A 23,098-nucleotide genomic window follows, 5' to 3' on the forward strand; every position below is an offset into this window, starting at 1 on the left:
GCGCTTTAGCTTCTTGTTTGGGCATGATCTCGGCGCAAATGCTACGCATTTGTCGCGAGGAAAAACCGCTTCACACTTTTCCGGATCATGCTTTAGTTTGCGGCCCGCTCGACGAGGGAATCGCATGCAGTTCAGTACTCTAGACGACATCCGCAGCTTTTGTCGCGAGCTGCCCGAAGGCGACGCGGCAAGCGCTGCGGCGGCCACGCTGCGCCAGCAGAACCTGACCAAGCCGCCGGGCAGCCTCGGCCGGCTGGAAGAGGTTGCGATCTGGCTGGCGCGCTGGCAGCGGCGCGAGATCCCCCAGCTCGACCAGGTCACGATCGCCGTGTTCGCCGGCAATCACGGCATCGCCGAGCGCGGCGTCTCCGCCTTTCCCTCCGAGGTCACTGCGCAGATGGTGGCGAATTTCGCCGCGGGGGGTGCCGCGATCAACCAGATCGCCAGGCTTGCCGGGGCCGAGTTGCGCGTCGAGCCGCTCGAGCTCGCACGTCCGACCCGCGATTTCACGATGGCGCCGGCGATGGATGGCGCCGATTTCCTGGTCGCCTTCGACACCGGCTGGCGCACGGTGCCCGAGCAATGCGATCTGCTCGTGGTCGGCGAGATGGGCATCGCCAACACCACGGTCGCCGCGACGCTGTGCGCGGCGTTGATGGGCGGCCGCGGCGCGCGCTGGGCCGGCCGTGGCACCGGCGTCGACGATGCCGGCCTGCTGCGCAAGCGCACCGTGATCGATACCGCGCTGAAGCTGCATCGCAGCCTGCTCGACGATCCGCTCGCCGTCGCGGTCGCGCTCGGCGGCCGCGAGCTCGCGGCCATCGCGGGCGCCGTGCTGGCAGCGCGGGCGAGATCGATCCCGGTGCTGCTCGACGGCTTCGTCGCGACCTCGGCGGTGCTGCCGCTGGCGCGGCTTGCGCCCAACGGCCTCGCGCATTGCCGCGCCGGGCATGTCTCGGCCGAGCTTGGCCATCGCCAGCTGCTGCGCGAATTGCAGCTCGCGCCCCTGCTCGATCTCGAGATGCGGCTCGGCGAAGCCTCCGGCGCAGGGGTTGCGATCCTGCTGCTGCGCGCAGCGCTCGCCTGCCATGGCGGCATGGCGACCTTTGCCGAGGCCGGCGTCTCCGGTGCAGGCTAAAGCTGCAGGTTAGCCGAACCGCTCCCCAAAAAGCCGGTGCATACCGCCCGCATGGGCCGCAATCTTCGCGTGCGCAGCATGACCTCTGCGCGCCGGAGGCCTAACCTCTGCACCGGTGGGACGCCATTCGGCGCCTCAGCCATGCTGAACCAGATACCGGGGAGAAATCGCGTCATGTCGGGAGTCCTCATTAATCTGATCATTCAAATCATCAGCGGAGCCGTCGGCGGCAATGTCGCCGCCGGAGCGGCCAAGAACATCGATCTCGGCACGCTCGGAAACACCATCGCGGGCGCCATCGGCGGCGGCGCGGGCGGACAGCTTCTGGGCATGCTGATCCCACTGCTCGCCAATTCAGGTGCTGCGCCTGACATCGGCAGCATCATCGGACAGGTCGCCGGCGGCGGCGTTGCCGGCGCGGTGCTCACCGCGATCGTGGGCGCGCTCAAGAACCGGGCAGCCTGAGCCAGCCTGTCATCGTGAAAGGGGCATCGGTCTTGACGATGCCCCATTCCGGCGCGAGCCTCGCGACTTCAGATGCGGCGGGACCTCGACCGCATCGCGGGCCTGGATTGCGCGGATGAAAATGTTTGTCGCGGCGGCAGCCCTCTGCGCAACGATCGGCTGCGCACAAGCCGACGTCCGAATCCTTGCCAGCCCCGGCGGGCAGGTCGGCCCGTTCATCGACCTGTTCGAAAAGGTGCGGGAGTCCGGAGAGCGCGTGGTGATTGACGGGCCGTGCCTGTCGGCCTGCACGCTGGTGCTCTCGATGGTGCCGGGCGATCGCATCTGCGTGACGCGGCGCGCCGTGCTCGGCTTCCACGCCGCGCGCTCGATCGACCGGCGCGGCCGGACCTATGCCGAGCCGGAAGCATCCGAGGCGGTGCTGGAGGCCTATCCGGCGCCGGTGCGCGGCTGGATCGTGCGCCGTGGCGGCCTGACCTCACGCCTGCTGCTGCTGCGCGGCCGCGAGCTTGCGGCGATCTATCCGCGGTGCCGGTAGCGGCGCGGATTGCGTCTTTCTTCGCGCGGCAAAGCTACCGGACCGTCATCCTGAGGTGCGAGCGGAGCGAGCCTCGAAGGATGAACGGCCACCAGTCGGGCGTCGATCCTTCGAGGGCCGCTGAAGAAGCGGCCACCTCAGGATGACGGTGATGGAGCGCGGATCGCGGCGCCAGAGCAGACGTTGATCTTGACTTACATCTGCTGCGGGCAGTTCACCATCCAGGGGATGCCGAACTGATCAACGCACATGCCGAAACCGTTGGAGAAGAAGGTCTTGCCGAACGGCATGGTGACAGTGCCGCCTTCGGACAGCGCCTTGAAGCGGCGTTCGGCCTCCGCGGGATCCTCGACCTGCAGCGAGACGTGAAACCCTTGCGGCTTCTGGAAGTGGCCGGGCGGGGCGTCGGAGGCCATGATGATCTCGCCGTCGATCGAGACCCGGGCGTGCATGATCTTGTCCTTCCATCCGGGCGGCGTCTGCATCTCCGGATTGCCCTCGCCGTAGGGATAGGTTTCCTCGATCCGCGCACCGAGAACCTTCTGGTAGAAGTTCAGCGCGGCGCCGCAATTGCCGTCATAGGAGAGATAGGGGTTGACCTGCATCACATGCTCCCTGGGGTAGATTTTCGTTTGAGGCGTTTTCTTCGCGCGAACCGGTAACCACTTCGCTCGAAAACGCTCGCTATTTTTCAGTCAGCTTCTTCAGATTGGCGAGACCGACCTCGAAATCCTTGCCGATCATGTGATCCAGGTTCATGAACACCTGCATCACCTTCGACATGAAGACGGCCGGACCATACATGGTCCATGTGACGCTGGTCGCATCTCCCTGCGGCAGCATTGTGAACTCGGCAGTGTTGTGGCCCTCGAACGGCTTGAGGAAGTCGAGCTTGATGACGACCTTCGACGGCGCGGACGATTGCAGAATCTCCATGCGACCGGTGCCGACATTCTTGTTGCCGTCCCAGGCATAGACCGCCCCCTGCCCGCGCCCGGCGCCGTCATAGCTGCGCTTCATGGCCGGATCCCGGTTCTCGTAGGGCGACCAGACCGTCCACTGCCGGAAATCGTCGATCAACGGAAAGATCCGTTCCGCCGGCGCATTGATGCTGGTCGCACGCGTGACGCGGAACGTGCTCGGCTTGGTCGCCGCGAGGGCGAGGATGACGGCAATCGCGACCGCGAGGATGACAGCGATGATGGCAATGGTCTCGAACATGATGGTCTCCAGGTAGATCAATTAAGATGATAGCTCAGCGGCGGAACGGAAGCAGCGCGCGCAGATTGCCATCGCGCAGATAGAGCCCGCCCCACACCATCAGGCCGAGATAGAGCCCGAACAGGGTGTGGCTGAACAGCGGGCTGCCGATCCGCACATGGGACGCGATCGCACCGCCGAGATAGCCGGTGAGCAGGATGGCGCCGAGGATCGAGGTCGGCGGCACCGAGTACAGCAGCGTGCAGACGATGGTGATGATGCCGAGGCTGCGCGCCAGCGTATCGCTCGCACCAAAGCCCATCTTGTCCATGGTCTCGGTGACGACGGGCAATGGCAACAGCTTGATGGCGCCATCGAAAAAAGGACGACCACGCCGCTGACGACGCGGCCGGTGATGCGGGCGGGCTTCGAGATTTCGGTGTCGACGATCGTCGGCATGGCAGGCTCCGTAACGCTTGGTGATGCTCTCTGCCTTCATGACGAACGGAGGAGCGCGGGGCCGACAAGGGCGGTGAAGATTTTTCGCAGCCGCGACCAGAGTTGCGAGAGCGACGCACACATTGGTCAGCTCGCCCGGGGCTTACCCCTCTCCCCAACCCTCCCCCACAAGGGGGGAGGGAGCCTGTCGAGCGCGCTCACCTCACTTGCGCTCGTCCACAAAATTTCAGCGCTTGATAATCCGACGTGAGGGAAGCACCGGCGGAGGGGTTCCCTCCCCCTTGTGGGGGAGGGGTTCACGCGGGAAGTCTCTTAGCTTAGAGCGACCCAAGCACTGGCCGCTACTTCGCCTTCACATTGCGCGGCTGGCTGTCGCGCATCAGGCGGTCGATATGCATGCGGATATGGGCGGCTTCGGCGGTGGTGTTGGCGAGCGCGATGGCACGGTCGAAGGTGACGCGGGCCTCCTCGTTGCGGCCGAGCTGCATCAGGAAGGCGCCGCGCACGCCGAAATAATGAAAGTAATTCGATAGCCGCGGCGCCAAGGGCTCGATCATCTCGAGCGCGGCTTGCGGTCCCTTCACCTTGGAGACCGCAACGGCGCGATTCAGCGTGATCACCGGCGACGGCTGCATGATCTCGAGCGCGCCATAGAGCAGGTCGATCTGGGTCCAGTCGGTATCTTCGGGCTTCTCCGCGCGGGCGTGGAGTGCGGCGATCGCGGCCTGCACCTGATAGGGCCCGCTGCGGCGATGGCGCATCGCCTTGTCGATCAGCGCGAGACCTTCGGCGATCAGCTTCTGGTTCCACAGGCTGCGGTCCTGGTCGTCGAGCAGGATCACCGCGCCATCGGCGTCGAACCGCGCGGCGGCGCGGGCATGCTGCAACAGCAACAGCGCCGTCAGCCCCATGATCTCCGGCTCGCTCTGGAACAGCCGCAGCAGCAGGCGGGCGAGGCGAATCGCCTCCTCGCACAGCGGCGAGCGGATTTGAGCGGTGTCGCCGCTCGCCGAATAGCCCTCGTTGAAGATCAGATAGATCATCGCGGCGACCGAGACGAGCCGCTCGCTGCGCTCGACCGCGCCCGGCGTCTCGAACGGCACATCGGCGTCGGCGACGCGCGTCTTGGCCCGCGTGATGCGCTGCTCCATCGCGGCTTCCGAGACCAGGAAGGCGCGCGCGATCTGCTTCACCGACAGGCCGGAGACGATGCGCAGCGCGAGCGCGATCTGCTGCGTCGCCGGCAGGTCCTTGTGGCAGCAGATGAACAGCAGCCGCAGGATATCGTCGCGGTAATGCGAACCGTCGAGGCGCTCGGCGAGCTCCTCCTCGGCATCGCCGAGGTCGGAGATCGCTTGGTCGTCGTCGGGCAACGCCTCCTGTTTCTTGCCGCGCCTGATGTCGTCGATCGCGACATTGCGGCCAACCATGATCAGCCACGCCGCGGGATCGCGCGGCGGGCCGTTCTGCGGCCAGCTCTTCAGCGCCCGCAGGCAGGCGTTCTGGAAGGCCTCCTCGGCGGTGTCGAGATTGCGGAAGTAGCGCAGCAGCGCGCCAACCGCCTGGGGACGCGCCGACGTGAGCGCGGCATCGATCCAGGCGGTGTCGGTCATGCTCACGCCTTCGTGCCCCCCTGATTGAAGTAGCCGACCGGGCGGATCTCATAGGTGCCGCCGGGATTGGCCTCGCCGAGGTCGCGCGCGATGTCGAGCACCTCGTCGAGGTTCTTGCCCTCGACCAGATAGAAGCCGAGCAGCTGCTCCTTGGTTTCGGCGAACGGGCCGTCGAGCACCAGCGGCGGGTTTTCCTTACGCAGCGTAGTCGCCGCGGTGGTCGGCAGCAGCCGCGCCACCGGACCGAGCCGGCCCTGCTTGGCGAGCTTGTCCTGCACGACCGACAATTTCTGCATGACCGAGGCGTCGTGCTCCTTACTCCAGGAACCGACCATGTCTTCGTCATGATAGCAGAGGATGGCGTACAGCATCGAAAAGGCATCTCCGTTCATTGCAAGAACGAACGATTATGCCTGCTGCCGACAGGCGGCGCGAAAGAAATTTAGGTTCCGGATGCCGGCGATGGATTGGGCCGACGCTTCATGGCGCGTCGCGACAGACTGAAGGCTGAGGCCACAGCGATGGCGCGTCAGGTCATCACCGTGGCGACGATGCTGCGATCACCAATAGACGCCGTAACGAGCGGCGATCCGGCGCCTTGGCCTCGTCGCTCTCCCGGCGGCTGGCCTGGCTCCGCTTCACCGGACGCGACGCCTGCGGCCGCGGGGCCTCGGCCGGCTGCGCCTGCGACGGGGCCGGCTGGGCTTCGGCCGGAGCGGGCGCAACGGCCGGTTGCGCCTGAGCGGGCGTGTCGGCATTTGCGAGCACCAGGCCGCGGCTCTGGCCGGCGTGCGCGGTGGTGGCGGTGGCTGCGATGAAAGCCGCGATCAGGATCAGCTTGCGCATGGAAGTTCTCCCCGGTTGATGGCAGGAGACTAGGGAGCGAGCCAGGCTGGCTATGTGATCTACATCACATTTAAATTGGAGGTATCCGGATGGGTAAGGGCGCACTGGCGCTGCTGATCAATGGCGGCTCGGAAAACTGGTCGTCGGCCCGCTGGAAGGCGCGATTCGACACGGTCTGCCCGGACCGCCCCGTGGTGCTGCTGCCGGACGGCGCGCTCGATCCCGCCGAGGTGCACTATGCCGCGGTGTGGAAGCCGAAGCCGGGAGAGCTCGCGGCGTTCAAGAACCTCCGCGTCATCTTCAATCTCGGCGCCGGCGTCGACGCGCTGATGGCCGACCGTTCGCTGCCCGACGTGCCGCTGGTGCGGGTCGCGGTCGGCGATCTCACCGATCGCATGACCGAATATGTCGTGCTGCATGTGCTGATGCATCACCGCCAGGAGCTTTACCTGCGGGAGTCGCAGCGAGCGAAGCGCTGGGCCCCGGACTATCAATGGGCGGCAAGCGCGATCACCGTCGGCGTGATGGGGCTCGGCACGCTCGGCGCGGCGTCGGCGCATGCGCTGCGCGCGCTCGGCTTCCGGGTCGTCGGCTGGAGCCGCAGCGAGAAGCGGATCGACGGCGTCGCCTGCTATCACGGCACCGAGGGGCTGGACGCGTTCCTGCGCGAGACCAACATCCTGGTGTGCCTGCTGCCGCTGACGCCGGATACCCGCCACGTGCTGAACCGCGACGCGTTCGCGAAACTCAATCGTAGCAGCCCGCTCGGCGCGCCCGTCATCATCAATGCCGGCCGCGGCGGCTTGCAGAACGAATCGGACATTTTGCGCGCACTCGACGACGGCACGCTGGGCGCCGCCTCGCTCGACGTCTTCGAGACCGAGCCGCTGCCGCAAGACAGCCCGTTCTGGAGCCACCCGAAGGTGGTGCTGACCCCACACAACGCCGCCGACACCGACGCCGACGAGATCTCGAAATACGTCGCGCAGCAGATCGCGCGCTTCGAGCAAGGCGGCGCGCTCGAAAATCTCGTCGATCGCAAGCGGGGGTACTAAATTCGGTGTCGTCCCGGCGAAGGCCGGGACCCATACTCCGCGGCCCCTCATCAGGGCACGCGCGGGGAACCATCCTGCACAACAACGATGTCATGTGGTTATGGGTCCCGGCTCCGTGCGCAAGCGCGCGCTCGGCCGGGACGACAAGTGGAGAGGCCGCGCCTCAGCCCATCTCGGCAACGATCTCCGCGAGCCGGTCGTAGGCGGGCTCCACGCCCTTGTCGATGCCGGAATTGAGATGACCGTCACGGGCCTCCTTGGTGGGATGGCGAATGGTGGTGGTCAGCGTGGTCGTTCCGCCTTCCTCGACGAAGGTCGAGATGACGAGATATTCGTCGCTGGTGAAGCCCAGCATCGCAAAGATCTCGCCGAATGCCAGCCGCTCCGGGCGCACCACTTCGCGATAGGTGCCGGTGAGGATGTGCTCGACGCCGTCGGACGACCGGAACACGAACCGATAGGCGCCACCGACGCGCAGGTCGATCTCGCACACCGGCATTGTGAGCTGCTCGCAGCCGAGCCAACGCACGACGTATTCGGGCTTCGTCATGGCGTCGAACACGAACCGTCGCGGCGCGTCGAACTGGCGCGTCATGGCGAACTCGAAATCCGACGGGGTGGTGATCCTCAGCGTCTTATCCACGCGTGCGTCCACGTTGCTTCTCCTTCTTTACTCTGACTTTACGGGTGGTGTGCGGCGGGGCCTTCGCGGCCTCCTCCGCCTTCATCTCCTCGAGCAGGCCGTCGAGGCGGTTGAAGCTCTCGTCCCAGAAGCGGCGGAAATTCCCGAGCCAGCCATCGACCTGCTTGAACGAAGAGGGCGCGATGCGGCACGGCCGCCACTGCGCCTCGCGCCCGCGCGAGATCAACCCGGCATGCTCCAGCACCTTCAGGTGCTTGGAGATCGCCGGCAGGCTTATGTCGAACGGCTTTGCCAGCTCCATCACCGAGGTCTCGCCGAGCGCGAGCCGCGCCAGGATCGCGCGCCGGGTCGGATCGGCCAGCGCCGCGAAGGTCGAAGTGAGGGGATCAAGCGACATGTACTTAGCTCATCGGTTAAATAACCTATGGGTTAAATACGTCCGAACAGCGGTCGCGTCAACGGCCAATTTTGGCCGCTGACGCGGGTGTGAACCGTTCAGGATGTCTTGCGCGCGAAAGTAACGTGCGTGGCGTTCGGGCTCGCGACATGCGAGACGACGGCATAGCCGAGCGCGGGCAGATCAATGCCAGCGAACAGATTCTCGCCGGCGCCGAGCAGCACCGGCGACAGCGCCAGTTGCACCTCGTCGAGCAGGCGTGCCTGAAGGAATTGGCGCACCAGCGACACGCCGCCGCCGACCCGGATGTCCTTGTCCCCCGCAACGGCGCGCGCCCGCTCGAGCGCGGCGTGAATGCCGTCGGTCACGAAATGAAACGTGGTGCCGCCTTCCATTTCGATGTCAGGCCGCGCGTGATGGGTCAGCACGAACACCGGCGTGTGATACGGCGGATTGGCACCCCACCAGCCCTTCCAGGCATGATCCGGCCACGGCCCGCGGATCGGGCCGAACATGTTCCGCCCGAGGATCCAGGCACCGATATTCTCCATCGCTTTGCGCGCGACCTCGTCGTCGAGGCCGGTGCTGCCGCCATCCTGGCCGAAGGTCTGGCGAAACGTCCGCGTTCCGAGGAACCAGGCAGGCAGCGCCATGCCACCTTCGCCGAATGGATTTTCGAGGCTCTGACGCGGTGCCGCGCCAAATCCGTCGATCGAGACCGAGAATGCCGAAGTCCTGACTTTTCCCATGATATTCCACTTCCGTAGGTTGAGAGACCTTACGGAAGACGGGCGGGAAAAACAGCACCCGACATTTGCTGCCGAAGAAACTTCGCCGCCTCTATTTGGCCGCGCACAGCACGTCGAGGGCGCCCTTCACGATCGCCTCGAGTTCCCCGCGCGGCACGCGGGCGCGGGCACGGATCGCGATGGTGTGGATGGTGGCGGAGGCAAGATGCGCCAGTGCCGCCGGATCGGCACCCTCAGGCAGTTCGCCGCGCTCCTTGGCATGGCGGAAGCAGATGCCGAACGCCTTGTCGAGCTCGGTCAGTCCCTCCACCACCATGGTGCGGATACCAGGATCCGACACCGCCTCGGATGCTGCGGTCATCACCGTGAAGCAGCCGCGCGGGCCGGACTCGCCGGAGAGATAGATGTCGAGCGCGATGCGATAGATGCGCTCCAGCCGCTCGCGCAACGGCGCATCGGCGCGGAAGATGTCGACCATCGCCGCGCGCGCGTCGTCGCGGTAGCGCTGGTAGCTCTTGATGTAGAGCTCGCGCTTGTCGCCGAACGCGCCATAGAGGCTCGGCCGGTTCATGCCGGTCGCAGCACTCAGATCATCGAGCGAGGTCGCGGCGAAGCCGTCGCGCCGGAACAGATCGAGCGCCTTGCCGAGCGCGACCTCGGGCTCGTAGGCGCGCGGCCGCCCACGGCGCTTCGGCGCGACCGGAGCCTCAATTTTGGCAGCAGATGGCGGCCTTTTACTTTTTTGTACCATTTCGCATTTAATTCCTTGACGCCTTCAATATTATCCAAGACAGTACAAAAATCAACAACGGCCGGGACATCCGCGCCAGACCGCCCCAAGGAGGCACCTATGGACCTTTATTTCTCGCCGCTCGCCTGCTCGATGGCGACCCGCGTCGCGCTCTACGAAGCGGGCCAGCCGGCGAACTATCTCGAGGTCGATCCGAAGACCAAGCAGGTGCGCAACGACGGCTCCGACTTCAACAAGGTCAACCCGCTTGGCCTCGTGCCGACGCTGCGCACCGACGACGGCATCGTACTGACCGAGAACGCGGCGATCCTGCAGTATGTCGCCGACCAGTTCCCGCGCGCCGGCCTCGGCACCGCGTCGAACGCCGAGCGTTCGAAGCTGCATCAATGGCTGTGCTTCATCGGCACCGAGTTGCACAAGGGCCTGTTCCTGCCGCTGCTCGACAAGAAGGCGCCACCGGACGCCAAGACCTACGCGCTGGAGAAATACGTGTCGCGGCTCGACTATGTCGAGGACCACCTGAAGGGCCGCGACTATTTGCTCGATCATTTCAGCGTCGCCGACGCCTATCTCGTCACGGTCATCAACTGGACCATGGCAACGCCGCCGATCGAACTCGCGAAGTGGCCGGCGCTGAAGGCCTACTACGAGCGCCTGCGCACGAGGCCGTCGGTTGCCAAGGCGGTCGCGGAAGAGTTCGAGCTCTACAAGGCCGAGATCGCCCGGCACAAGGCGGCGGCGTAAGGATTAGCGCGCAAGGTGGCGGCTCCCGAACGGGGGCCGTTCATCCTTCGAGGCTCGCTACGCTCGCACCTCAGGATGACGGAGGTAACTCGAGCCAGGCGCGAGAGTCTGTCACCGTCATGCTGAGGTGCGAGCGCAGCGAGCCTCGAAGCACGACGGCCCAACTGTTGCCGCCAGACTAGAACGGCTCCTGCCCCAACCCGGGCACATCGACCGGACGCGGGCCCGGCGCGGGCCAGTGGAAGCGGCGGTCCTTCTCCGCAATAGCGATGTCGTTGATCGAGGCCTCACGGCGGCGCATCAGACCGTGCTCGTCGAACTCCCACTGCTCGTTGCCGTAGGAGCGAAACCAGTTGCCGCCGGCATCGTGCCATTCGTACTGGAAGCGCACCGCGACGCGGTTGTCGTCGAACGCCCAGAGATCCTTGATCAGGCGATACTCCCGCTCCTTTTCCCATTTACGGGTCAGGAAGGCCACGATCGCTTCGCGTCCTTGAAACACCTCGGCGCGATTGCGCCAGCGGCTGTCCTCGGTATAGGCGCCGGCAACCCGAACCGGGTCGCGCGAATTCCAGGCATCCTCCGCCATGCGAGCCTTCTGCGCGGCGGTCTCGCGGGTAAAGGGCGGCAGTGGCGGGCGTGACATCGGCAATCCCTCGCGGTTGTTTTGTCACGCGCAAATCTATCGTCGCTGGATGAAGAGTCGATGGGGCGTTTCCTATCGCCCGATAGTTAGGCCAGATCGGCCTTCATCAGCGCGCGGATGGACTTCGGAATCGGCTGCGCCCTGCCCTGACTGACGAATGCGACGCGCACCTGCGCCTTCACAAGCACGTCATCGCCGCGCCGGACCTCCTGCGCGAGCATGATGGAGGCGCCCTTCACCGCGATCGGCCAGGTCACGACGTCGAGCATGTCGTCCATCCGCGCGGGCTTCAGGAAGTCCAGCGTCATCGAGCGCACCACGAAGGCGAAACCGCCAGTCTCCTCCTGCGCCTCCTCGAACAGCGCGTTTTGTTCGGCGCCCATCAATCGGAGATGATTGGTGCGCCCGCGCTCCATGAAGCGCAAATAATTGGCGTGGTAGACGATGCCGGAAAAATCGGTGTCCTCGTAATAGACACGGACCTGCATATGATGTCGGCCATCGCGGATCGCGCCGTCGATATGGGGTAAGGTCAATTGCGGCCCCTCGATTGCCCTCGTCAGAACAATCGTTTTGCGCAAATTGCGCGATCACGCAAGCGCGATCAGGACACCACGGGCCCCTTTGCGCCGAGCGCGACCTGCACGATCTCGGGCGGCACACCGAGGCGGAACGGCATGATGCTGCAGCCGAGGCCGCCGGAGACGACGACGTCGCATTTCAGCTTGATGTGGCCATAGGCGAGCCGCATGCCGTGCTTCACCGGCACCGCGGGCGACCATCCGAGCAGCCGGATCTGGCCGCCATGGGTGTGACCGGACAGCTGCAGCGCGACGCGCGAGGGCACGCGGAGCGCGACGTCCGGCTCGTGCGCGAGCAGGATCACCGGCGCGTCGTCGGTGACTTTTGCGAGCGTCGCGTTGAGATCGTCGACGCCGATACGCCGGACCTCGCGATAGCGCCGCGCCGGCATAAAGGCGAGTTGGTCGCCGAGGCCGGCGAGCCAGAACGGACGGTTATCCTTGGTGAGCCGCACCGCGTCGTTCTCGTAGACCGGAATGCCGGCGCGCTCCAGCGCGCGGCGCGCGACGGGTATGCCCTGCCCCAGGCGCTGCACCGTCTTGTCCTCCCAGTAATCGTGATTGCCGAGCACGGCGTGGACGCCGAGCGGCGCCTTCAGATCCTTGAGCACCGCGGCCCATTCGGAGGCCGGAATGAAGCGGGTGACGTGGCGCAGCCCGGCGACATAATCGCCGAGCAGCACGATGATGTCGGGGTTGAGCGCGTTGGTTCGCTCGACGATCTCTGCGACGCGATCGAGCGACATCCAGGGATCGCAGGCGTGAATGTCGGCGAGCGCGGCGATCTTGAGCGGAAAGTCCGAAGGCCATTGCCGCGGCGACAGATCGTAACGCGTCAGCGTGAGACGGACGACCGGCTCGCTCAGGCCATAGGCCGCGGTCGAGGCGGTGGCGGCGGTCAATCCGCCGGCGGTGCGCAGAAAATGTCGACGTGAAATCATGGACACTTGATCGGTGATGCCTGGTCCATGATAGGCCCCTTGATTGGAGCGAAATTGGGCCGCGTTTGTGCAGACGGCCTGCAGAGACGTCGCAATGGTTAGCGGGCAAGGTTACCGCGCCGCGCGATGCGCTGCGTCAACACGTCTTTTCACGTCTTCGAGAGCGCGTGCCTCAATCCTCGTCGCCATTGCCGCCGAACAGGCCGAACTGCGAGGGATCGCGGTTCGGCTCGGCCAGGCCGAGATGGCGGAAGGCATGCGAGGTCAGCAGCCGGCCGCGCGGGGTGCGCTGCAAATAGCCGCACTGGATCAGATAGGGCTCGATGATGTCCTCGATCGCATCGCGCGGCTCCGACAGCGCCGCCGCCATGGTCTCCACGCCGACCGGCCCGCCGCCATAGTTCAAGGCGATGGTGCTGAGATAGCGCCGGTCCATCGCATCGAGCCCGGCGCTGTCGACCTCGAGCGCGCTCAGCGCACGATCGGCGATGCCGCGGTCGATGGAGTCGGCATCCGCGGCGGAGGCAAAGTCGCGCACGCGGCGCAGCAGGCGGCCGGCGATGCGCGGCGTGCCGCGGGCGCGGCGCGCGATCTCGTTGGCGCCGTCGGGGCTCATGCCGATGTTGAGCACGCGGGCGCCGCGGGTGACGATCTTCTCGAGCTCTTCCACGGTGTAGAAATTGAGCCGGATCGGAATGCCGAAGCGGTCGCGCAACGGATTGGTGAGCAGGCCCGCGCGCGTCGTCGCGCCGACCAGGGTGAATTTCGACAGCTCGATCTTCACCGAGCGCGCTGCTGGACCTTCGCCAATGATCAAATCGAGCTGAAAATCTTCCATCGCGGGATAGAGCACTTCCTCGACCGCCGGGCTCAGGCGATGGATCTCGTCGATGAACAGCACGTCGCGCTCTTCCAGATTGGTGAGCAGCGCCGCAAGGTCGCCGGCCTTGGCAATGACCGGGCCTGAAGTCGCACGGAAGCCGACGCCGAGCTCGCGCGCGACGATCTGCGCCAGCGTGGTCTTGCCGAGGCCGGGGGGACCTACGAACAGCACGTGATCGAGCGCCTCGCCGCGCTTCTTGGCGGCTTCGATGAAGATCGAGAGATTCTTGCGCGCCTGGGCCTGGCCGACGAATTCCGTCAGCGACTGCGGACGTAGCGCGGTGTCGCCGACATCGTCGGAGCGGCGTTCGGGCGTGACGATGCGCGAGGGCGTGTTCATATGGCTAGTCTGCCAGACAATCTACCCACGAATAGGGAAGATTGGAGATTAAAGAACATTATCGCGCATAGGAGCCAAAACTCGGGCTCGCTGAAGAATTCAAGCGATTTCACGGTTGACCCAGCATGCACGAAATAGAGCGCCGGCGCGGCAATAAGGACATTCCACCAGACCACACTGCCGCGGGCTCGTCCGATCGCAACGACCACCAACGCAGCGATGGCAGCCGGCAAAACCCAAATCTTGAGGCCAAGCAGAGTAACTCCAATTGCATCGCGCGAGATCGAGAAGCAGCGAGTTACTCGACTAACGAAACATGCGGAGGCTGAAAATGCGATTGTTTCCAGAACGCCCATGGTCAGTGTTATCAAGAAGACGATGATGAAGGCGCATCCCAGGTCAAATATCTGCGACCTGCCTAGCCTTTCAATGAAGTCGAGAGCGGGGCTCACTTCGACAATTCCTTAAGCCCCAGCCGGATCAGCTGCGCGGTCTCGGCGCTCTCGCCGGCGCTGCGCGAGGCGGCGGCGATGGCGGCGGCGGCCTGCGGCTGGCCGTAGCCGAGATTGACCAGCGCGGAGATCGCATCCGTCACCGGACGCGGCGCGCGGTTGTTGTCGATCGCGCCTGAGAGCTGCACCACCGCCGGATCGACATCGGCAAAGCCCGGCGCCTTGTCCTTCAATTCGCTGACGATGCGCTCGGCGACCTTCGGCCCGACCCCCGGTGTCCGCGCCACCGCCGCCTTGTCGCGCAGCGCGATGGCATTGGCGAGATCGGTCGGCGGCAACGTGCTGAGCACCGCGAGCGCGACCTTGGCGCCGACGCCCTGCACGGTCTGCAACAGACGAAACCATTCGCGCTCGAGATCCGAGCGGAAGCCGAACAGTTTTATTTGATCCTCGCGGACATAGGTCTCGATCGAAAGCACGGCCGCGCCGCCCGGCTGTGGCAGCGCCTGCAACGTGCGGCTCGCGCAATGCACCTGATAACCGACGCCGCCGACATCGAGGATCACGTAATCCTCGCCATAGGAATCGATCAGGCCCTTGAGCTTGCCGATCATAGGTTCGCCACCCTGAGGCGCAACGCGATGCTCTGGCGGTGATGCGCGTGGGTGATCGCAATCGCGAGCGCGTCGGCGGCGTCGGCGGACGGCGGCTCGGCTTTCGGCAGCAGAATCTTCAGCATCACCTGGATCTGGTTCTTCTCGGCATGACCGGCGCCGACCACGGTCTTCTTGACCTGGTTCGGCGCGTATTCGGCGACCGAGATACCGAACATTGCGGGCGCCAGCATGGCGACGCCGCGGGCCTGACCGAGCTTCAGCGTGGCAACGCCGTCCTTGTTGACGAAGGTCTGCTCGACCGCGGCCTCCGCCGGCCGGTAGTCGCCGAGCACGGCGGCAAGCCCCTCATGGATTGCGAGCAGCCGGCTCGCCAGCGGCAGATCTTCCGGCGGCTCGACCGAACCGCAGCCGATATAGACCAGGCGGTTGCCCTCGGTCTCGATCACGCCCCAGCCGGTGCGGCGGAGACCCGGATCGATACCGATGATGCGGACGGGAGAGCGAATCGGCTGCGATGTCATGGGGTAGTGATACCGCCTAGCCTGCGAGAACGAAACACAAACGGAAGTTCGTCCCCTGCCGCAGTCGCCGTCGGCCCCGCTCGTCATCCCGCCCTTGCTCGTCATCCCCCGCGAAAGCCGGGGATCCAGTACCCCGCGGCCTCTCGGATCAGATGACGGTCTCTGGAATACTGGATCGCCCGATCGAGTCGGGCGATGACAGCGGAGTTTGAGACCATGAACGAGGCTCTTAGCCGCCCATCTTCGCGAGCAGCGCGTCGGACACCTCGAAATTGGCGTATACGTTCTGCACGTCGTCGTGCTCATTGAGCAGGTCCATCAGCTTCAAGAGCTTTTCGCCGGTCTCGTCGTCGACCGCGACGGTGTTCTGCGGCTTCCAGGTCAGCGCCGCCTTGCGCGGCTCGCCGAACTTCGTTTCCAGCGCCTTTGCGACCTCGCGGAAGGTGTCCTGCGAGGCATAGACCTCGTGACCTGCCTCGCTGGAAACCACGTCATCGGCGCCGGCCTCGATCGCGGCATCCAGCATCGCGTCGTCGGAGGCGACCTTGGCGTCGTATTCGATGATCCCGGTGTGGTCGAACATGAAGGCGACCGAGCCGGTTTCGCCGAGATTGCCGCCCGACTTGGTGAAGAAGGAGCGGATGTCGGAGGCGGCGCGGTTGCGGTTGTCGGTCAGCGCCTCGACGATGACGGCGACGCCGCCGGGGCCATAGCCCTCGTAGCGGATCTCGTCATAGTTCTCGCCCTCACCGCCGATCGCCTTCTTGATGGCGCGGTCGATATTGTCCTTGGGCATGTTCTCGGCGCGGGCCGCGACCACAGCGGCGCGCAGCCGCGGGTTCATCGCCGGGTCCGGGGTGCCGAGCTTGGCCGCCACGGTGATTTCGCGGGCCAGCTTGCCGAAAAGCTTCGACTTCTGGGCATCCTGCCGGCCCTTGCGGTGCATGATGTTCTTGAATTGGGAATGGCCGGCCATGCGACGTCTCTTCGAGCGTAGGGTCTGAACAGGGGTGGAAAACGCGGCCTTATAGGCCCCTGGCGGTCAAAATCAAAGGTCGGCAGGGGCCGTCCAGCCCGAGAATACTACCGCAAGCCGGAATATGAGGCACTTGTTAACCATGACTTCATGCCCGGATGCGAGGATCGCCCCGTCCCGCCGCAACTTTCCAAGAGCCCCCCATGGCGTTCGGTTTGTTTCGAAAGCAAGAGCCGGCGCCGGCTGCGTCGGCCGCCGCGCAGGTTCCGACCGCGGCTGAAGCCTCGACCGAGACTGATTCGGCCAAGGATTCGTCAAAGGAAATCCTGGAGCTGCTGGAACTCGAGCTCGGCGCGATGATCCGCCAGCTCGAGCGCGCCGCAGGCTCGGTGGCCGACGGCGCCGAGGCGACGGCAGCCAAGCTCGCGACCATCCGCGCCCGCACCGACGCGCTGACCGGCCGCAGCAGCGATGCGCAGAGCACCGCGACGACGTTCTCCGAAGCCGCCGACCGCTTCACCCATTCCGCCGAAGGCATCGGCGCGCAGGTGCGCAGCGCCAGCCAGCTCGCCGACGATGCCGCGGCGGCGGCGCGCGAGGCCACCGCCAATGTCGATCGGCTGCGCGAATCCTCGGCCGCGATTGGCAACGTCGTCAACCTGATCGCGCAGATCGCGCGGCAGACCACGCTGCTGGCGCTCAACTCAACAATCGAGGCGGCGCGCGCCGGCGCGGCCGGCAAGGGCTTTGCGGTGGTCGCCACCGAGGTCAAGGCGCTGGCAGTACAGACCCAGAGCGCAACCGAAGAGATCACGCGCAAGATCGAGGCGTTGCAAAAGGACGCCACCGGATCGGCAGACGCCGTCCACCGCATCTCGCTGGCGATCGAAAAGATCCGTCCGGTGTTCGAGAACGTCAACGGCGCCGTCGCCGAGCAGAACCAGATCACCGGCGAGATGGGCCAGAACGCGGCCTCCGCCTCCCACTTCATCGTCTCGGTCGGCACCAGCGCCGGCGAGATCGATTCGGCGACCCAGGAAGCCGCCGCGCATGGCGACAATGTCGCGAAGGCCGGCAAGGCGGTGACCGCGTTCGCCCAGAAGCTGAAGGCGCGCTGCGCAGTGCTGCTGCGCCAGGACGAGCGCGGCGATCCGCGCAAGAACGAGCGCCTGCCCTGCAGCCTCATGGTCGAGATCACGACCGCGCGCGGCATGATCACCGCGCCGGTCTACGAGATCGCGATGGACGGCATCCTGATTGGCGGCCCCGAGGCCGAGAAGCTGCCGGCTCATGAGACCCTGAGCGCGACCTTGCAGGATATCGGCGCCTGCCGGATCAGGATCGGCGACCGCACCAAGGCAGGCAGCCACGCGCGCTTCGAGGCCGCGACCGCCGAATTGCGCGAAAAGATCGAAGACCGGATGTGGGCGATCCACGAGGAGAACGCCGAACTCGTCACCCGGGCGATGGAAGCCGGCAGCGCGCTGAGCAGGCTGTTCGAGGACGGACTGGCAAGCGGCGCGATCACGATCGCTGACATGTTCGACACCGACTATGTCGAGATATCAGGCACCAACCCGGTGCAGTATCGCACCAAAATGCTGGATTGGGCGGATCGCGCGCTGCCAGCTCTGCTCGAGGCGTTCCTCGCCAAGGACAAGCGCCTGGCGTTCTGCGCGACGGTCGACCGCAACGGCTATCTGCCGGTCCACAACAAGATCTACTCGCAGCCGCAGCGGCCGGGCGACGTGGCCTACAACAGCGCCAATTGCCGCAATCGCCGTATCTTTAACGATCCCGCGGGCCTCGCCGCCGCGCACAATGAGCGCGCCTATCTGGTTCAGAGCTACGCGCGCGACATGGGCAACGGCACTACTGTGATGATGCGCGAGATCGACGTGCCGATCCGCGTGCGCGGCCGGCACTGGGGCGCCTTCCGCACCGCCTACAAGCTTTGATGGTTTCGTAGCCCGGATGGAGCGAAGCGCAATCCGGGATTCTGATCCACTGGCACATTGGCCCCGGATTTCGCTGCGCTCCATCCGGGCCACGCAGTGCACGCTCAGGCAAGACCGCCTGCGCGAATCACGCTTTAGATCGGAATGGGGAATGCTGCAGCGGCGCGACGGACTGCTGTAACGGAGGAAACGCGACATGTCGGCGGCGCAGCTTGCAGTGCTGGATACGTCATCGAACCGGACGCTGGCCGAACGGCTGGTCGACCAGCTTGCCGACCGCATCGGCGGCCTCGGGGTCGAGCTTGCCGACATCGCCGGCAACGTCCAGGAGGTCGCGAACCGTGTCTCCAGCCAGTCGGAGCGGTTCCATCATTTGCAGGAGACCGCCGAGATCATGGTCTCGGCCAATCACGACATCGCCAATGCATGCATCGCAGGCGGTGCATGCATCGCAGGCGGTGCAGACGACTGCATCCGCCGCGGTCGGCCAGATCGCGGAGTCGCGTCATGCGGTCGAGACGGCGGTCAGCCATATCGCGGAGCTCGTCGCAGCGGTCGGACGGATCGAGGCGCGGCTCGCCGCGGTCGGCTCCGCGCTGAACCAGGTCGCCAAAGTCTCCGGCTCGATCGAGGCGATCGCCAAGCAGACCAACCTGCTCGCGCTCAACGCCACGATCGAGGCCGCGCGCGCCGGCAATGCCGGTCGCGGCTTTGCCGTGGTCGCAAGCGAGGTGAAGAACCTTGCCGAGGCGACCCGCCAGGCGACCCATCAGATTTCCGACACCGTGCGCGACCTCGACGGCCAGATCGGCAGCCTGATCGGCGAGAGCAGCGACGCCTCGCTGCGCGCCAAGAGCGCCGGCGAAGGCGCCCAGCAGATATCGGGTATCATCATGCGGGTGCAGGAGGGCTTTTCATCCGTCGGCGCCGAGATCGGCAGCGTGGCGCGTGCCGCGACCTCCAATCTCGGTCATTGCGACACCGTGATCGCGGAGCTGAACGAGCTCGCCAAGGGCGTCGACCTCTCCTCGCGCGATCTCAAGCACGCCGACGGCCGCGTCGCGAAACTGCTCGAGCTGTCCGAGAGCCTGATCGTAACCATCGCCGACAGCGGCGTCGAGACTAGCGATGCGCCGCTGATCCGCGCCGTGATCGACACCGCGAAACAAATCTCGGAGCTGTTCGAGAAAGCCATCGCAAGCGGCGAGATCACGCTCGCGCAATTGATGGATGAGAATTATCGCGAGATCGCCGGCACCAATCCGAAGCAATATCTGACCGACTATGTCAGCTTCACCGACCGCGTGCTGCCCGCGATCCAGGATCCGATCCAGAAGACCGATCCGCGCATCGTGTTCTGCGTAGCCTGGGCGCGCAGCGGCTATCTGCCGACCCACAATCCGAATTACCGGCTGCCGCAGGGACCGGACCCGGTGTGGAATAACGCCAATTGCCGCAACCGCCGGCTGTTCAACGACCGCGCGGTGAGCAAGGTCGCGGCCAACACCAAGCCGTTCCTGCTGCAGACCTATCGCCGCGACATGGGCGGCGGCAATTTCGTGCTGATGAAGGACGTCTCGTCGCCGATTGTCGTGAACGGCCGCCACTGGGGCGCGTTCCGGATGGGTTTTCGGCAGGGCTAGGCCAACCCTCGCCGGGATGGCGGGGTGCGCTGCCAAAATATGGAAAACAACCCCATGCAAAGTAGCCGGCGGCTGCCGGCGCTTGGCACTGCCCTTGACACGTCGGGCAACTCAGACGTATTTTTCCATTATTCCGAAATGGCGCGAACACTCCTGGTCGCGGAATCCGCGGCCCCGTCCCCTGTCATTGCGAGGAGCGACAGCGACGAAGCAATCCATGCCGCCGCTTGTAGTAAGATGGATTGCTTCGCTTCGCTCGCAATGACGAAAAATCTGCAGCGAGCGAGCGCTGAAACTCACTTCACCCAAAACCCCGGCACCGCCGGCTCGAGCCGGCCGCCGGCACGCACCGGCGCGACCTTGACCGCAAGGCCGGTCGCATCGTCGGTCTCGACCGCGACGCCGCTCAGCGTCGCAACGCCGCCGGCCGGCTCGAAACGGCCGGAGGGAATGCCGGTGAGGAAACGTTGCAGCGGCTCTTCCTTCTGCATGCCGATCACCGAATCATAGTCGCCGGTCATGCCGGCATCGCTCATATAGGCGGTGCCGCCGGGCAGGACCTGGTGGTCGGCGGTCGGCACATGGGTGTGGGTCCCGACCACGAGGCTGACGCGGCCGTCGCAGAAGAAGCCGACGCCCTGCTTCTCGGAGGTCGCCTCGGCATGGAAATCGAGCACGATGGCGTCACAGCCCTCGCGCAACGGGCAAGCCTCGAGCTCGCGCTCGATCGCGCTGAACGGATCGTTCGAGGAGGGCTCCATGAAGACGCGGCCAATCGCGTTGATGATCAGCGCGCGCTTGCCGCTCTTGGTGTCGACCAGAGTGGCGCCGCGGCCCGGCGAATGGCGCGGGAAATTCAGCGGCCGGATCAGGCGCGGCGCACGCTCAATGAAGACCAGCGCCTCCTTCTGATTCCAGGCGTGATTGCCGAGCGTGATCGCATCGGCACCGGCGTCGAGCAGCTCCTGGTAGATCGCCTCGGTGATGCCGAAGCCGCCGGCGGCGTTCTCGCCATTGACGACGACGAGATCGAGCGACCAGTCCTTGATCATGCCGGGAAGATGGTCGGATATGGCGGTGCGGCCGGTCCTGCCGACGACGTCACCAACGAACAGAATACGCAAGGCTAGCTACTCCGGAAATCGAACGTCTTGCGCTCCGTTAGCACATAATCGAGCGGGACGTCGTGCGACAGCGCCGGAATCGCCTTGGTTTCCTGTGCAGCAAAGGCGACCCCCACCCCGATCACATGTTTGGCCTTGCGCAGATGTGCAAAGGTATAGTCGTAATAGCCGGCGCCGTAGCCGATGCGGTGGCCGAGCTTGTCGAATGCCGCGAGCGGCACCAGCATCACATCGGGATGCACCTCGGCCGCGGCCGGCGACGGCTCGGGAATGCCGAGCGGCCCGAGCATCAGCCGGTCCTGCGGCGACCAGCTGCGGAAGGTCAGCGACTGGCCGCGCGCATTGATGCATGGCAGCGCAAGCCGCGCACCCCTTTCGGCAAGCTTCTTCATCAGCGGCGCCGGATCGAGTTCGCTGCGGATCGGTGCATAGCCCGAGATGATCATGCCTTGCGTGATCTCGAACGGCGCGCCGCGCTTGGCGAGCGCCTCGGCAGCCGTCGCACGCTGCTCATCGCTCAGCGCGTCGCGCTTGGCGAGAGCAAGTGCCCGAAGCTCGGCCTTCGATGGAGCTGCGTGCATGATCCATCTTCCGCTGTCATCGTCCGCAAAACGCGAACGAGCCGGCACTCCAGAAACGCTAGCATTCGTTTGACCAGGCCGCGGCGCACTGGACACCCCGGCAAGGACCCTGCCAGCGGACGAGCCGATGACGAGACCCATTGCGGGGAAACTGCTAATCAAACCGCCGCAGCGCGACGACAAGGCAACAACAAAAATCAGTGCGAAGCCGCAGAGGCCGTTGGAGCGCTCGATCCCGGAGTTCCCTACGAAAGTAGGTGGGCACCATATGTCCGGGTCCACGGACCCGGCCAGGGACAGTTCCCTAAAGGATCGATAAGGCCCCGGGGATATATGGCTCCTGACGCACGACGCAGCTTCGCAGGGCCAATGTAGCGACGAAGTGCCGGTTCCGCCAGCGGCAAGGGGCGGACTTCCGCAAATCAGGGCGCCGGCGCTGTGCTCGGCTTCCACAGCAGTGGAAAATGTGCGCTCCGTCGCGGCGCCGGACGAAGCGGGCGACCCAAGCCGGCCCCGCCGGCTGATCGCCGACCGAACTGGCGCTTCAATCAGCCTCCGCCGCTCAGCCGCGCAACCATGTTCCTGGTGTAGTGCGCCAGCAGAACCGGCGCGTTGTTGCCGAGCACGTCGATCCTTCCCCCGTGCTTGAGCACGAGCAACCCGACCAGATGGGTGACAAGCGCGGTGGCCTCGATGCGGACCATCGGCAGAAACGGCTTCACCGTGGCCTTGCGGACCTGCTCCGCGAGCAGAGCGAGCAGAGCGTCCAGTTGCCGCTTGAGGGCCTCATCCAATCCGGACCCGAGCTTCTTCTTGCGGTCCCCATTGAACAGCACGAGCGACAGCGTCAGCTCCGACGGATGCGCGTCGTAATATTTGTATATTGCAAGGGTCCCCCGTCGAAGCGATTTCGCGGGAACAGCGATGCCGTCCATCGCGGCCCTGACTTCTTCAGTGACTGCCGACAGCGATTCACCCAGCACCGCCGCGAACACTTCCTCCTTCGACCGAAACAGCGGGTAGATCGCGCCGGTCGTGCACCCGGCCATTTGCGCGATCGCCCTGATCGATGCGCCCTCGAGGCCGGTGGTCTCAAATACACGACGCGCGGCGTCAACGATCACACGACGACGATGAAGGTCGAGGGTCTGCTGATAGGTTTGCGCCGCGGCAGACATTGACTCCTTGCCAGCTATGTAACACTGTTTCCAAATAATAACACCGTTATTTGGCTTGGG

At 65.3% G+C, this 23,098-nt stretch carries 25 protein-coding genes, 1 other RNA gene and 2 pseudogenes; 7 read left to right on the forward strand and 21 right to left on the reverse strand.

The window, feature by feature from the left end; translation table 11 throughout:
• Positions 1–124 precede the first annotated feature (124 nt).
• The 3 genes from cobT (at position 125) to ACVIGA_RS14970 (ending at position 2,141) form a co-directional block, all read left to right on the forward strand.
• A complete protein-coding gene (gene cobT / locus ACVIGA_RS14960) occupies positions 125–1,138 on the forward strand; it encodes a nicotinate-nucleotide--dimethylbenzimidazole phosphoribosyltransferase (protein ID WP_456666975.1) in 1,014 nt (337 codons plus the stop codon).
• Positions 1,139–1,312: 174 nt separating this feature from the next.
• Positions 1,313–1,603 carry a hypothetical protein gene (locus ACVIGA_RS14965; protein ID WP_021080156.1) on the forward strand — a complete coding sequence of 97 codons (291 nt, stop codon included), beginning with the start codon at positions 1,313–1,315 and terminating at the stop codon, positions 1,601–1,603.
• 115 nt (positions 1,604–1,718) lie between these two features.
• Complete coding sequence (locus ACVIGA_RS14970) at positions 1,719–2,141, forward strand: hypothetical protein (protein ID WP_223966812.1); 423 nt, start codon at positions 1,719–1,721, stop codon at positions 2,139–2,141.
• 194 nt (positions 2,142–2,335) lie between these two features.
• Here ACVIGA_RS14970 and ACVIGA_RS14975 read toward each other — a convergent pair whose 3' ends face one another.
• The 6 genes and pseudogenes from ACVIGA_RS14975 to ACVIGA_RS15000 all read right to left on the reverse strand — a co-directional run bounded on the left by ACVIGA_RS14975 (position 2,336) and on the right by ACVIGA_RS15000 (position 6,259).
• Positions 2,336–2,746, reverse strand: coding sequence for a VOC family protein (locus tag ACVIGA_RS14975; RefSeq protein ID WP_375777130.1), 411 nt, complete (start codon positions 2,744–2,746; stop codon positions 2,336–2,338).
• Positions 2,747–2,825: 79 nt separating this feature from the next.
• Positions 2,826–3,362, reverse strand: a complete 537-nt coding sequence (locus tag ACVIGA_RS14980; RefSeq protein WP_456666976.1) for an SRPBCC family protein — start codon at positions 3,360–3,362, stop codon at positions 2,826–2,828.
• A gap of 34 nt (positions 3,363–3,396) precedes the next feature.
• A pseudogene (locus ACVIGA_RS14985) lies at positions 3,397–3,800 on the reverse strand (DoxX family protein).
• A gap of 341 nt (positions 3,801–4,141) precedes the next feature.
• Positions 4,142–5,419 carry an RNA polymerase sigma factor gene (locus ACVIGA_RS14990; RefSeq protein WP_375777131.1) on the reverse strand — a complete coding sequence of 426 codons (1,278 nt, stop codon included), beginning with the start codon at positions 5,417–5,419 and terminating at the stop codon, positions 4,142–4,144.
• A complete protein-coding gene (locus ACVIGA_RS14995; RefSeq protein ID WP_157347862.1) occupies positions 5,416–5,784 on the reverse strand; it encodes a YciI family protein in 369 nt (122 codons plus the stop codon). Before ACVIGA_RS14995 ends, ACVIGA_RS14990 begins: the two co-directional genes overlap by 4 nt.
• Positions 5,785–5,950: 166 nt before the next feature.
• Entirely contained in the window at positions 5,951–6,259 is a 309-nt protein-coding gene (locus tag ACVIGA_RS15000) for a hypothetical protein (protein ID WP_456666977.1), read from the reverse strand.
• A gap of 89 nt (positions 6,260–6,348) precedes the next feature.
• On the opposite strand from ACVIGA_RS15000, the gene ACVIGA_RS15005 reads away from it, so the two are divergent.
• Positions 6,349–7,314, forward strand: a complete 966-nt coding sequence (locus ACVIGA_RS15005; RefSeq protein ID WP_456666978.1) for a 2-hydroxyacid dehydrogenase — start codon at positions 6,349–6,351, stop codon at positions 7,312–7,314.
• A 163-nt stretch (positions 7,315–7,477) separates the two neighbouring features.
• On the opposite strand, the gene ACVIGA_RS15010 is transcribed toward ACVIGA_RS15005, so the two are convergent.
• The 4 genes from ACVIGA_RS15010 to ACVIGA_RS15025 form a co-directional block, all read right to left on the reverse strand.
• Entirely contained in the window at positions 7,478–7,969 is a 492-nt protein-coding gene (locus tag ACVIGA_RS15010) for an SRPBCC domain-containing protein (RefSeq protein WP_456666979.1), read from the reverse strand.
• Complete coding sequence (locus tag ACVIGA_RS15015; RefSeq protein ID WP_456666980.1) at positions 7,950–8,354, reverse strand: ArsR/SmtB family transcription factor; 405 nt, start codon at positions 8,352–8,354, stop codon at positions 7,950–7,952. Before ACVIGA_RS15015 ends, ACVIGA_RS15010 begins: the two co-directional genes overlap by 20 nt.
• A 98-nt stretch (positions 8,355–8,452) precedes the next feature.
• On the reverse strand, positions 8,453–9,103 hold the full coding sequence (locus ACVIGA_RS15020; protein WP_456666981.1) for a dihydrofolate reductase family protein: 651 nt from the start codon (positions 9,101–9,103) through the stop codon (positions 8,453–8,455).
• 91 nt (positions 9,104–9,194) lie between these two features.
• Positions 9,195–9,854, reverse strand: a complete 660-nt coding sequence (locus ACVIGA_RS15025; RefSeq protein WP_223966798.1) for a TetR/AcrR family transcriptional regulator — start codon at positions 9,852–9,854, stop codon at positions 9,195–9,197.
• A gap of 99 nt (positions 9,855–9,953) precedes the next feature.
• Here ACVIGA_RS15025 and ACVIGA_RS15030 point away from each other — a divergent pair, with 99 nt between their 5' ends.
• Positions 9,954–10,598, forward strand: coding sequence for a glutathione binding-like protein (locus ACVIGA_RS15030; RefSeq protein ID WP_456666982.1), 645 nt, complete (start codon positions 9,954–9,956; stop codon positions 10,596–10,598).
• A gap of 178 nt (positions 10,599–10,776) precedes the next feature.
• Here the strand turns inward: ACVIGA_RS15030 and ACVIGA_RS15035 are convergent, their stop codons facing one another.
• The 7 genes from ACVIGA_RS15035 to ACVIGA_RS15065 all read right to left on the reverse strand — a co-directional run bounded on the left by ACVIGA_RS15035 (position 10,777) and on the right by ACVIGA_RS15065 (position 16,554).
• Positions 10,777–11,244: a nuclear transport factor 2 family protein gene (locus ACVIGA_RS15035; RefSeq protein ID WP_456666983.1), complete on the reverse strand. Its 468-nt coding sequence runs from the start codon at positions 11,242–11,244 to the stop codon at positions 10,777–10,779.
• Between the two features lie 86 nt (positions 11,245–11,330).
• Complete coding sequence (gene ybgC, locus ACVIGA_RS15040; protein WP_021076499.1) at positions 11,331–11,780, reverse strand: tol-pal system-associated acyl-CoA thioesterase; 450 nt, start codon at positions 11,778–11,780, stop codon at positions 11,331–11,333.
• Positions 11,781–11,848: 68 nt separating this feature from the next.
• Positions 11,849–12,766, reverse strand: a complete 918-nt coding sequence (locus ACVIGA_RS15045) for a metallophosphoesterase (protein WP_456666984.1) — start codon at positions 12,764–12,766, stop codon at positions 11,849–11,851.
• 172 nt (positions 12,767–12,938) lie between these two features.
• Positions 12,939–13,988, reverse strand: a complete 1,050-nt coding sequence (gene ruvB, locus ACVIGA_RS15050) for a Holliday junction branch migration DNA helicase RuvB (RefSeq protein ID WP_456666985.1) — start codon at positions 13,986–13,988, stop codon at positions 12,939–12,941.
• Positions 13,989–14,436: 448 nt separating this feature from the next.
• Positions 14,437–15,054: a Holliday junction branch migration protein RuvA gene (gene ruvA, locus ACVIGA_RS15055; protein WP_456666986.1), complete on the reverse strand. Its 618-nt coding sequence runs from the start codon at positions 15,052–15,054 to the stop codon at positions 14,437–14,439.
• The gene (gene ruvC / locus ACVIGA_RS15060) at positions 15,051–15,578 is read right to left on the reverse strand and encodes a crossover junction endodeoxyribonuclease RuvC (protein WP_375777144.1); all 528 of its coding nucleotides are present in this window, start codon (positions 15,576–15,578) and stop codon (positions 15,051–15,053) included. The genes ruvA and ruvC overlap by 4 nt, the downstream gene beginning before the upstream one ends.
• A gap of 229 nt (positions 15,579–15,807) precedes the next feature.
• A complete protein-coding gene (locus ACVIGA_RS15065) occupies positions 15,808–16,554 on the reverse strand; it encodes a YebC/PmpR family DNA-binding transcriptional regulator (RefSeq protein ID WP_223966791.1) in 747 nt (248 codons plus the stop codon).
• A 203-nt stretch (positions 16,555–16,757) separates the two neighbouring features.
• Between ACVIGA_RS15065 and ACVIGA_RS15070 the strand changes: the two genes are divergently transcribed.
• Positions 16,758–18,512 (forward strand): methyl-accepting chemotaxis protein, encoded by a 1,755-nt coding sequence (locus tag ACVIGA_RS15070; protein WP_456666987.1) that lies wholly within the window; start codon positions 16,758–16,760, stop codon positions 18,510–18,512.
• A gap of 196 nt (positions 18,513–18,708) precedes the next feature.
• Positions 18,709–20,155 (forward strand): annotated as a pseudogene (locus ACVIGA_RS15075) (methyl-accepting chemotaxis protein).
• 296 nt (positions 20,156–20,451) lie between these two features.
• Here ACVIGA_RS15075 and ACVIGA_RS15080 read toward each other — a convergent pair.
• The 4 genes from ACVIGA_RS15080 to ACVIGA_RS15095 all read right to left on the reverse strand — a co-directional run bounded on the left by ACVIGA_RS15080 (position 20,452) and on the right by ACVIGA_RS15095 (position 23,038).
• The gene (locus ACVIGA_RS15080; protein ID WP_456666988.1) at positions 20,452–21,279 is read right to left on the reverse strand and encodes a TIGR00282 family metallophosphoesterase; all 828 of its coding nucleotides are present in this window, start codon (positions 21,277–21,279) and stop codon (positions 20,452–20,454) included.
• A 2-nt stretch (positions 21,280–21,281) separates the two neighbouring features.
• Positions 21,282–21,860: a 5-formyltetrahydrofolate cyclo-ligase gene (locus ACVIGA_RS15085; protein ID WP_456666989.1), complete on the reverse strand. Its 579-nt coding sequence runs from the start codon at positions 21,858–21,860 to the stop codon at positions 21,282–21,284.
• A 201-nt stretch (positions 21,861–22,061) separates the two neighbouring features.
• A non-coding RNA gene (ssrS, locus tag ACVIGA_RS15090) (6S RNA) lies at positions 22,062–22,222 on the reverse strand.
• A 186-nt stretch (positions 22,223–22,408) separates the two neighbouring features.
• Positions 22,409–23,038, reverse strand: coding sequence for a TetR/AcrR family transcriptional regulator (locus ACVIGA_RS15095; protein ID WP_456666990.1), 630 nt, complete (start codon positions 23,036–23,038; stop codon positions 22,409–22,411).
• Positions 23,039–23,098: the final 60 nt, after the last annotated feature.

This window comes from Bradyrhizobium sp. USDA 3240 (assembly GCF_054063295.1).

What these genes read in the sequence shown, in the direction of transcription:
- cobT (WP_456666975.1), top strand. Translation starts at nt 125, where the DNA reads ATGCAGTTCAGTACTCTAGACGACATCCGCAGCTTTTGTCGCGAGCTG.
- ACVIGA_RS14965 (WP_021080156.1), top strand. Translation starts at nt 1,313, where the DNA reads ATGTCGGGAGTCCTCATTAATCTGATCATTCAAATCATCAGCGGAGCC.
- ACVIGA_RS14970 (WP_223966812.1), top strand. Translation starts at nt 1,719, where the DNA reads ATGAAAATGTTTGTCGCGGCGGCAGCCCTCTGCGCAACGATCGGCTGC.
- ACVIGA_RS14975 (WP_375777130.1), bottom strand. Translation starts at nt 2,746, where the DNA reads ATGCAGGTCAACCCCTATCTCTCCTATGACGGCAATTGCGGCGCCGCG.
- ACVIGA_RS14980 (WP_456666976.1), bottom strand. Translation starts at nt 3,362, where the DNA reads ATGTTCGAGACCATTGCCATCATCGCTGTCATCCTCGCGGTCGCGATT.
- ACVIGA_RS14995 (WP_157347862.1), bottom strand. Translation starts at nt 5,784, where the DNA reads ATGCTGTACGCCATCCTCTGCTATCATGACGAAGACATGGTCGGTTCC.
- ACVIGA_RS15000 (WP_456666977.1), bottom strand. Translation starts at nt 6,259, where the DNA reads ATGCGCAAGCTGATCCTGATCGCGGCTTTCATCGCAGCCACCGCCACC.
- ACVIGA_RS15005 (WP_456666978.1), top strand. Translation starts at nt 6,349, where the DNA reads ATGGGTAAGGGCGCACTGGCGCTGCTGATCAATGGCGGCTCGGAAAAC.
- ACVIGA_RS15015 (WP_456666980.1), bottom strand. Translation starts at nt 8,354, where the DNA reads ATGTCGCTTGATCCCCTCACTTCGACCTTCGCGGCGCTGGCCGATCCG.
- ACVIGA_RS15020 (WP_456666981.1), bottom strand. Translation starts at nt 9,103, where the DNA reads ATGGGAAAAGTCAGGACTTCGGCATTCTCGGTCTCGATCGACGGATTT.
- ACVIGA_RS15025 (WP_223966798.1), bottom strand. Translation starts at nt 9,854, where the DNA reads ATGGTACAAAAAAGTAAAAGGCCGCCATCTGCTGCCAAAATTGAGGCT.
- ACVIGA_RS15030 (WP_456666982.1), top strand. Translation starts at nt 9,954, where the DNA reads ATGGACCTTTATTTCTCGCCGCTCGCCTGCTCGATGGCGACCCGCGTC.
- ACVIGA_RS15035 (WP_456666983.1), bottom strand. Translation starts at nt 11,244, where the DNA reads ATGTCACGCCCGCCACTGCCGCCCTTTACCCGCGAGACCGCCGCGCAG.
- ACVIGA_RS15045 (WP_456666984.1), bottom strand. Translation starts at nt 12,766, where the DNA reads ATGATTTCACGTCGACATTTTCTGCGCACCGCCGGCGGATTGACCGCC.
- ruvB (WP_456666985.1), bottom strand. Translation starts at nt 13,988, where the DNA reads ATGAACACGCCCTCGCGCATCGTCACGCCCGAACGCCGCTCCGACGAT.
- ruvA (WP_456666986.1), bottom strand. Translation starts at nt 15,054, where the DNA reads ATGATCGGCAAGCTCAAGGGCCTGATCGATTCCTATGGCGAGGATTAC.
- ruvC (WP_375777144.1), bottom strand. Translation starts at nt 15,578, where the DNA reads ATGACATCGCAGCCGATTCGCTCTCCCGTCCGCATCATCGGTATCGAT.
- ACVIGA_RS15065 (WP_223966791.1), bottom strand. Translation starts at nt 16,554, where the DNA reads ATGGCCGGCCATTCCCAATTCAAGAACATCATGCACCGCAAGGGCCGG.
- ACVIGA_RS15070 (WP_456666987.1), top strand. Translation starts at nt 16,758, where the DNA reads ATGGCGTTCGGTTTGTTTCGAAAGCAAGAGCCGGCGCCGGCTGCGTCG.
- ACVIGA_RS15085 (WP_456666989.1), bottom strand. Translation starts at nt 21,860, where the DNA reads ATGCACGCAGCTCCATCGAAGGCCGAGCTTCGGGCACTTGCTCTCGCC.
- ACVIGA_RS15095 (WP_456666990.1), bottom strand. Translation starts at nt 23,038, where the DNA reads ATGTCTGCCGCGGCGCAAACCTATCAGCAGACCCTCGACCTTCATCGT.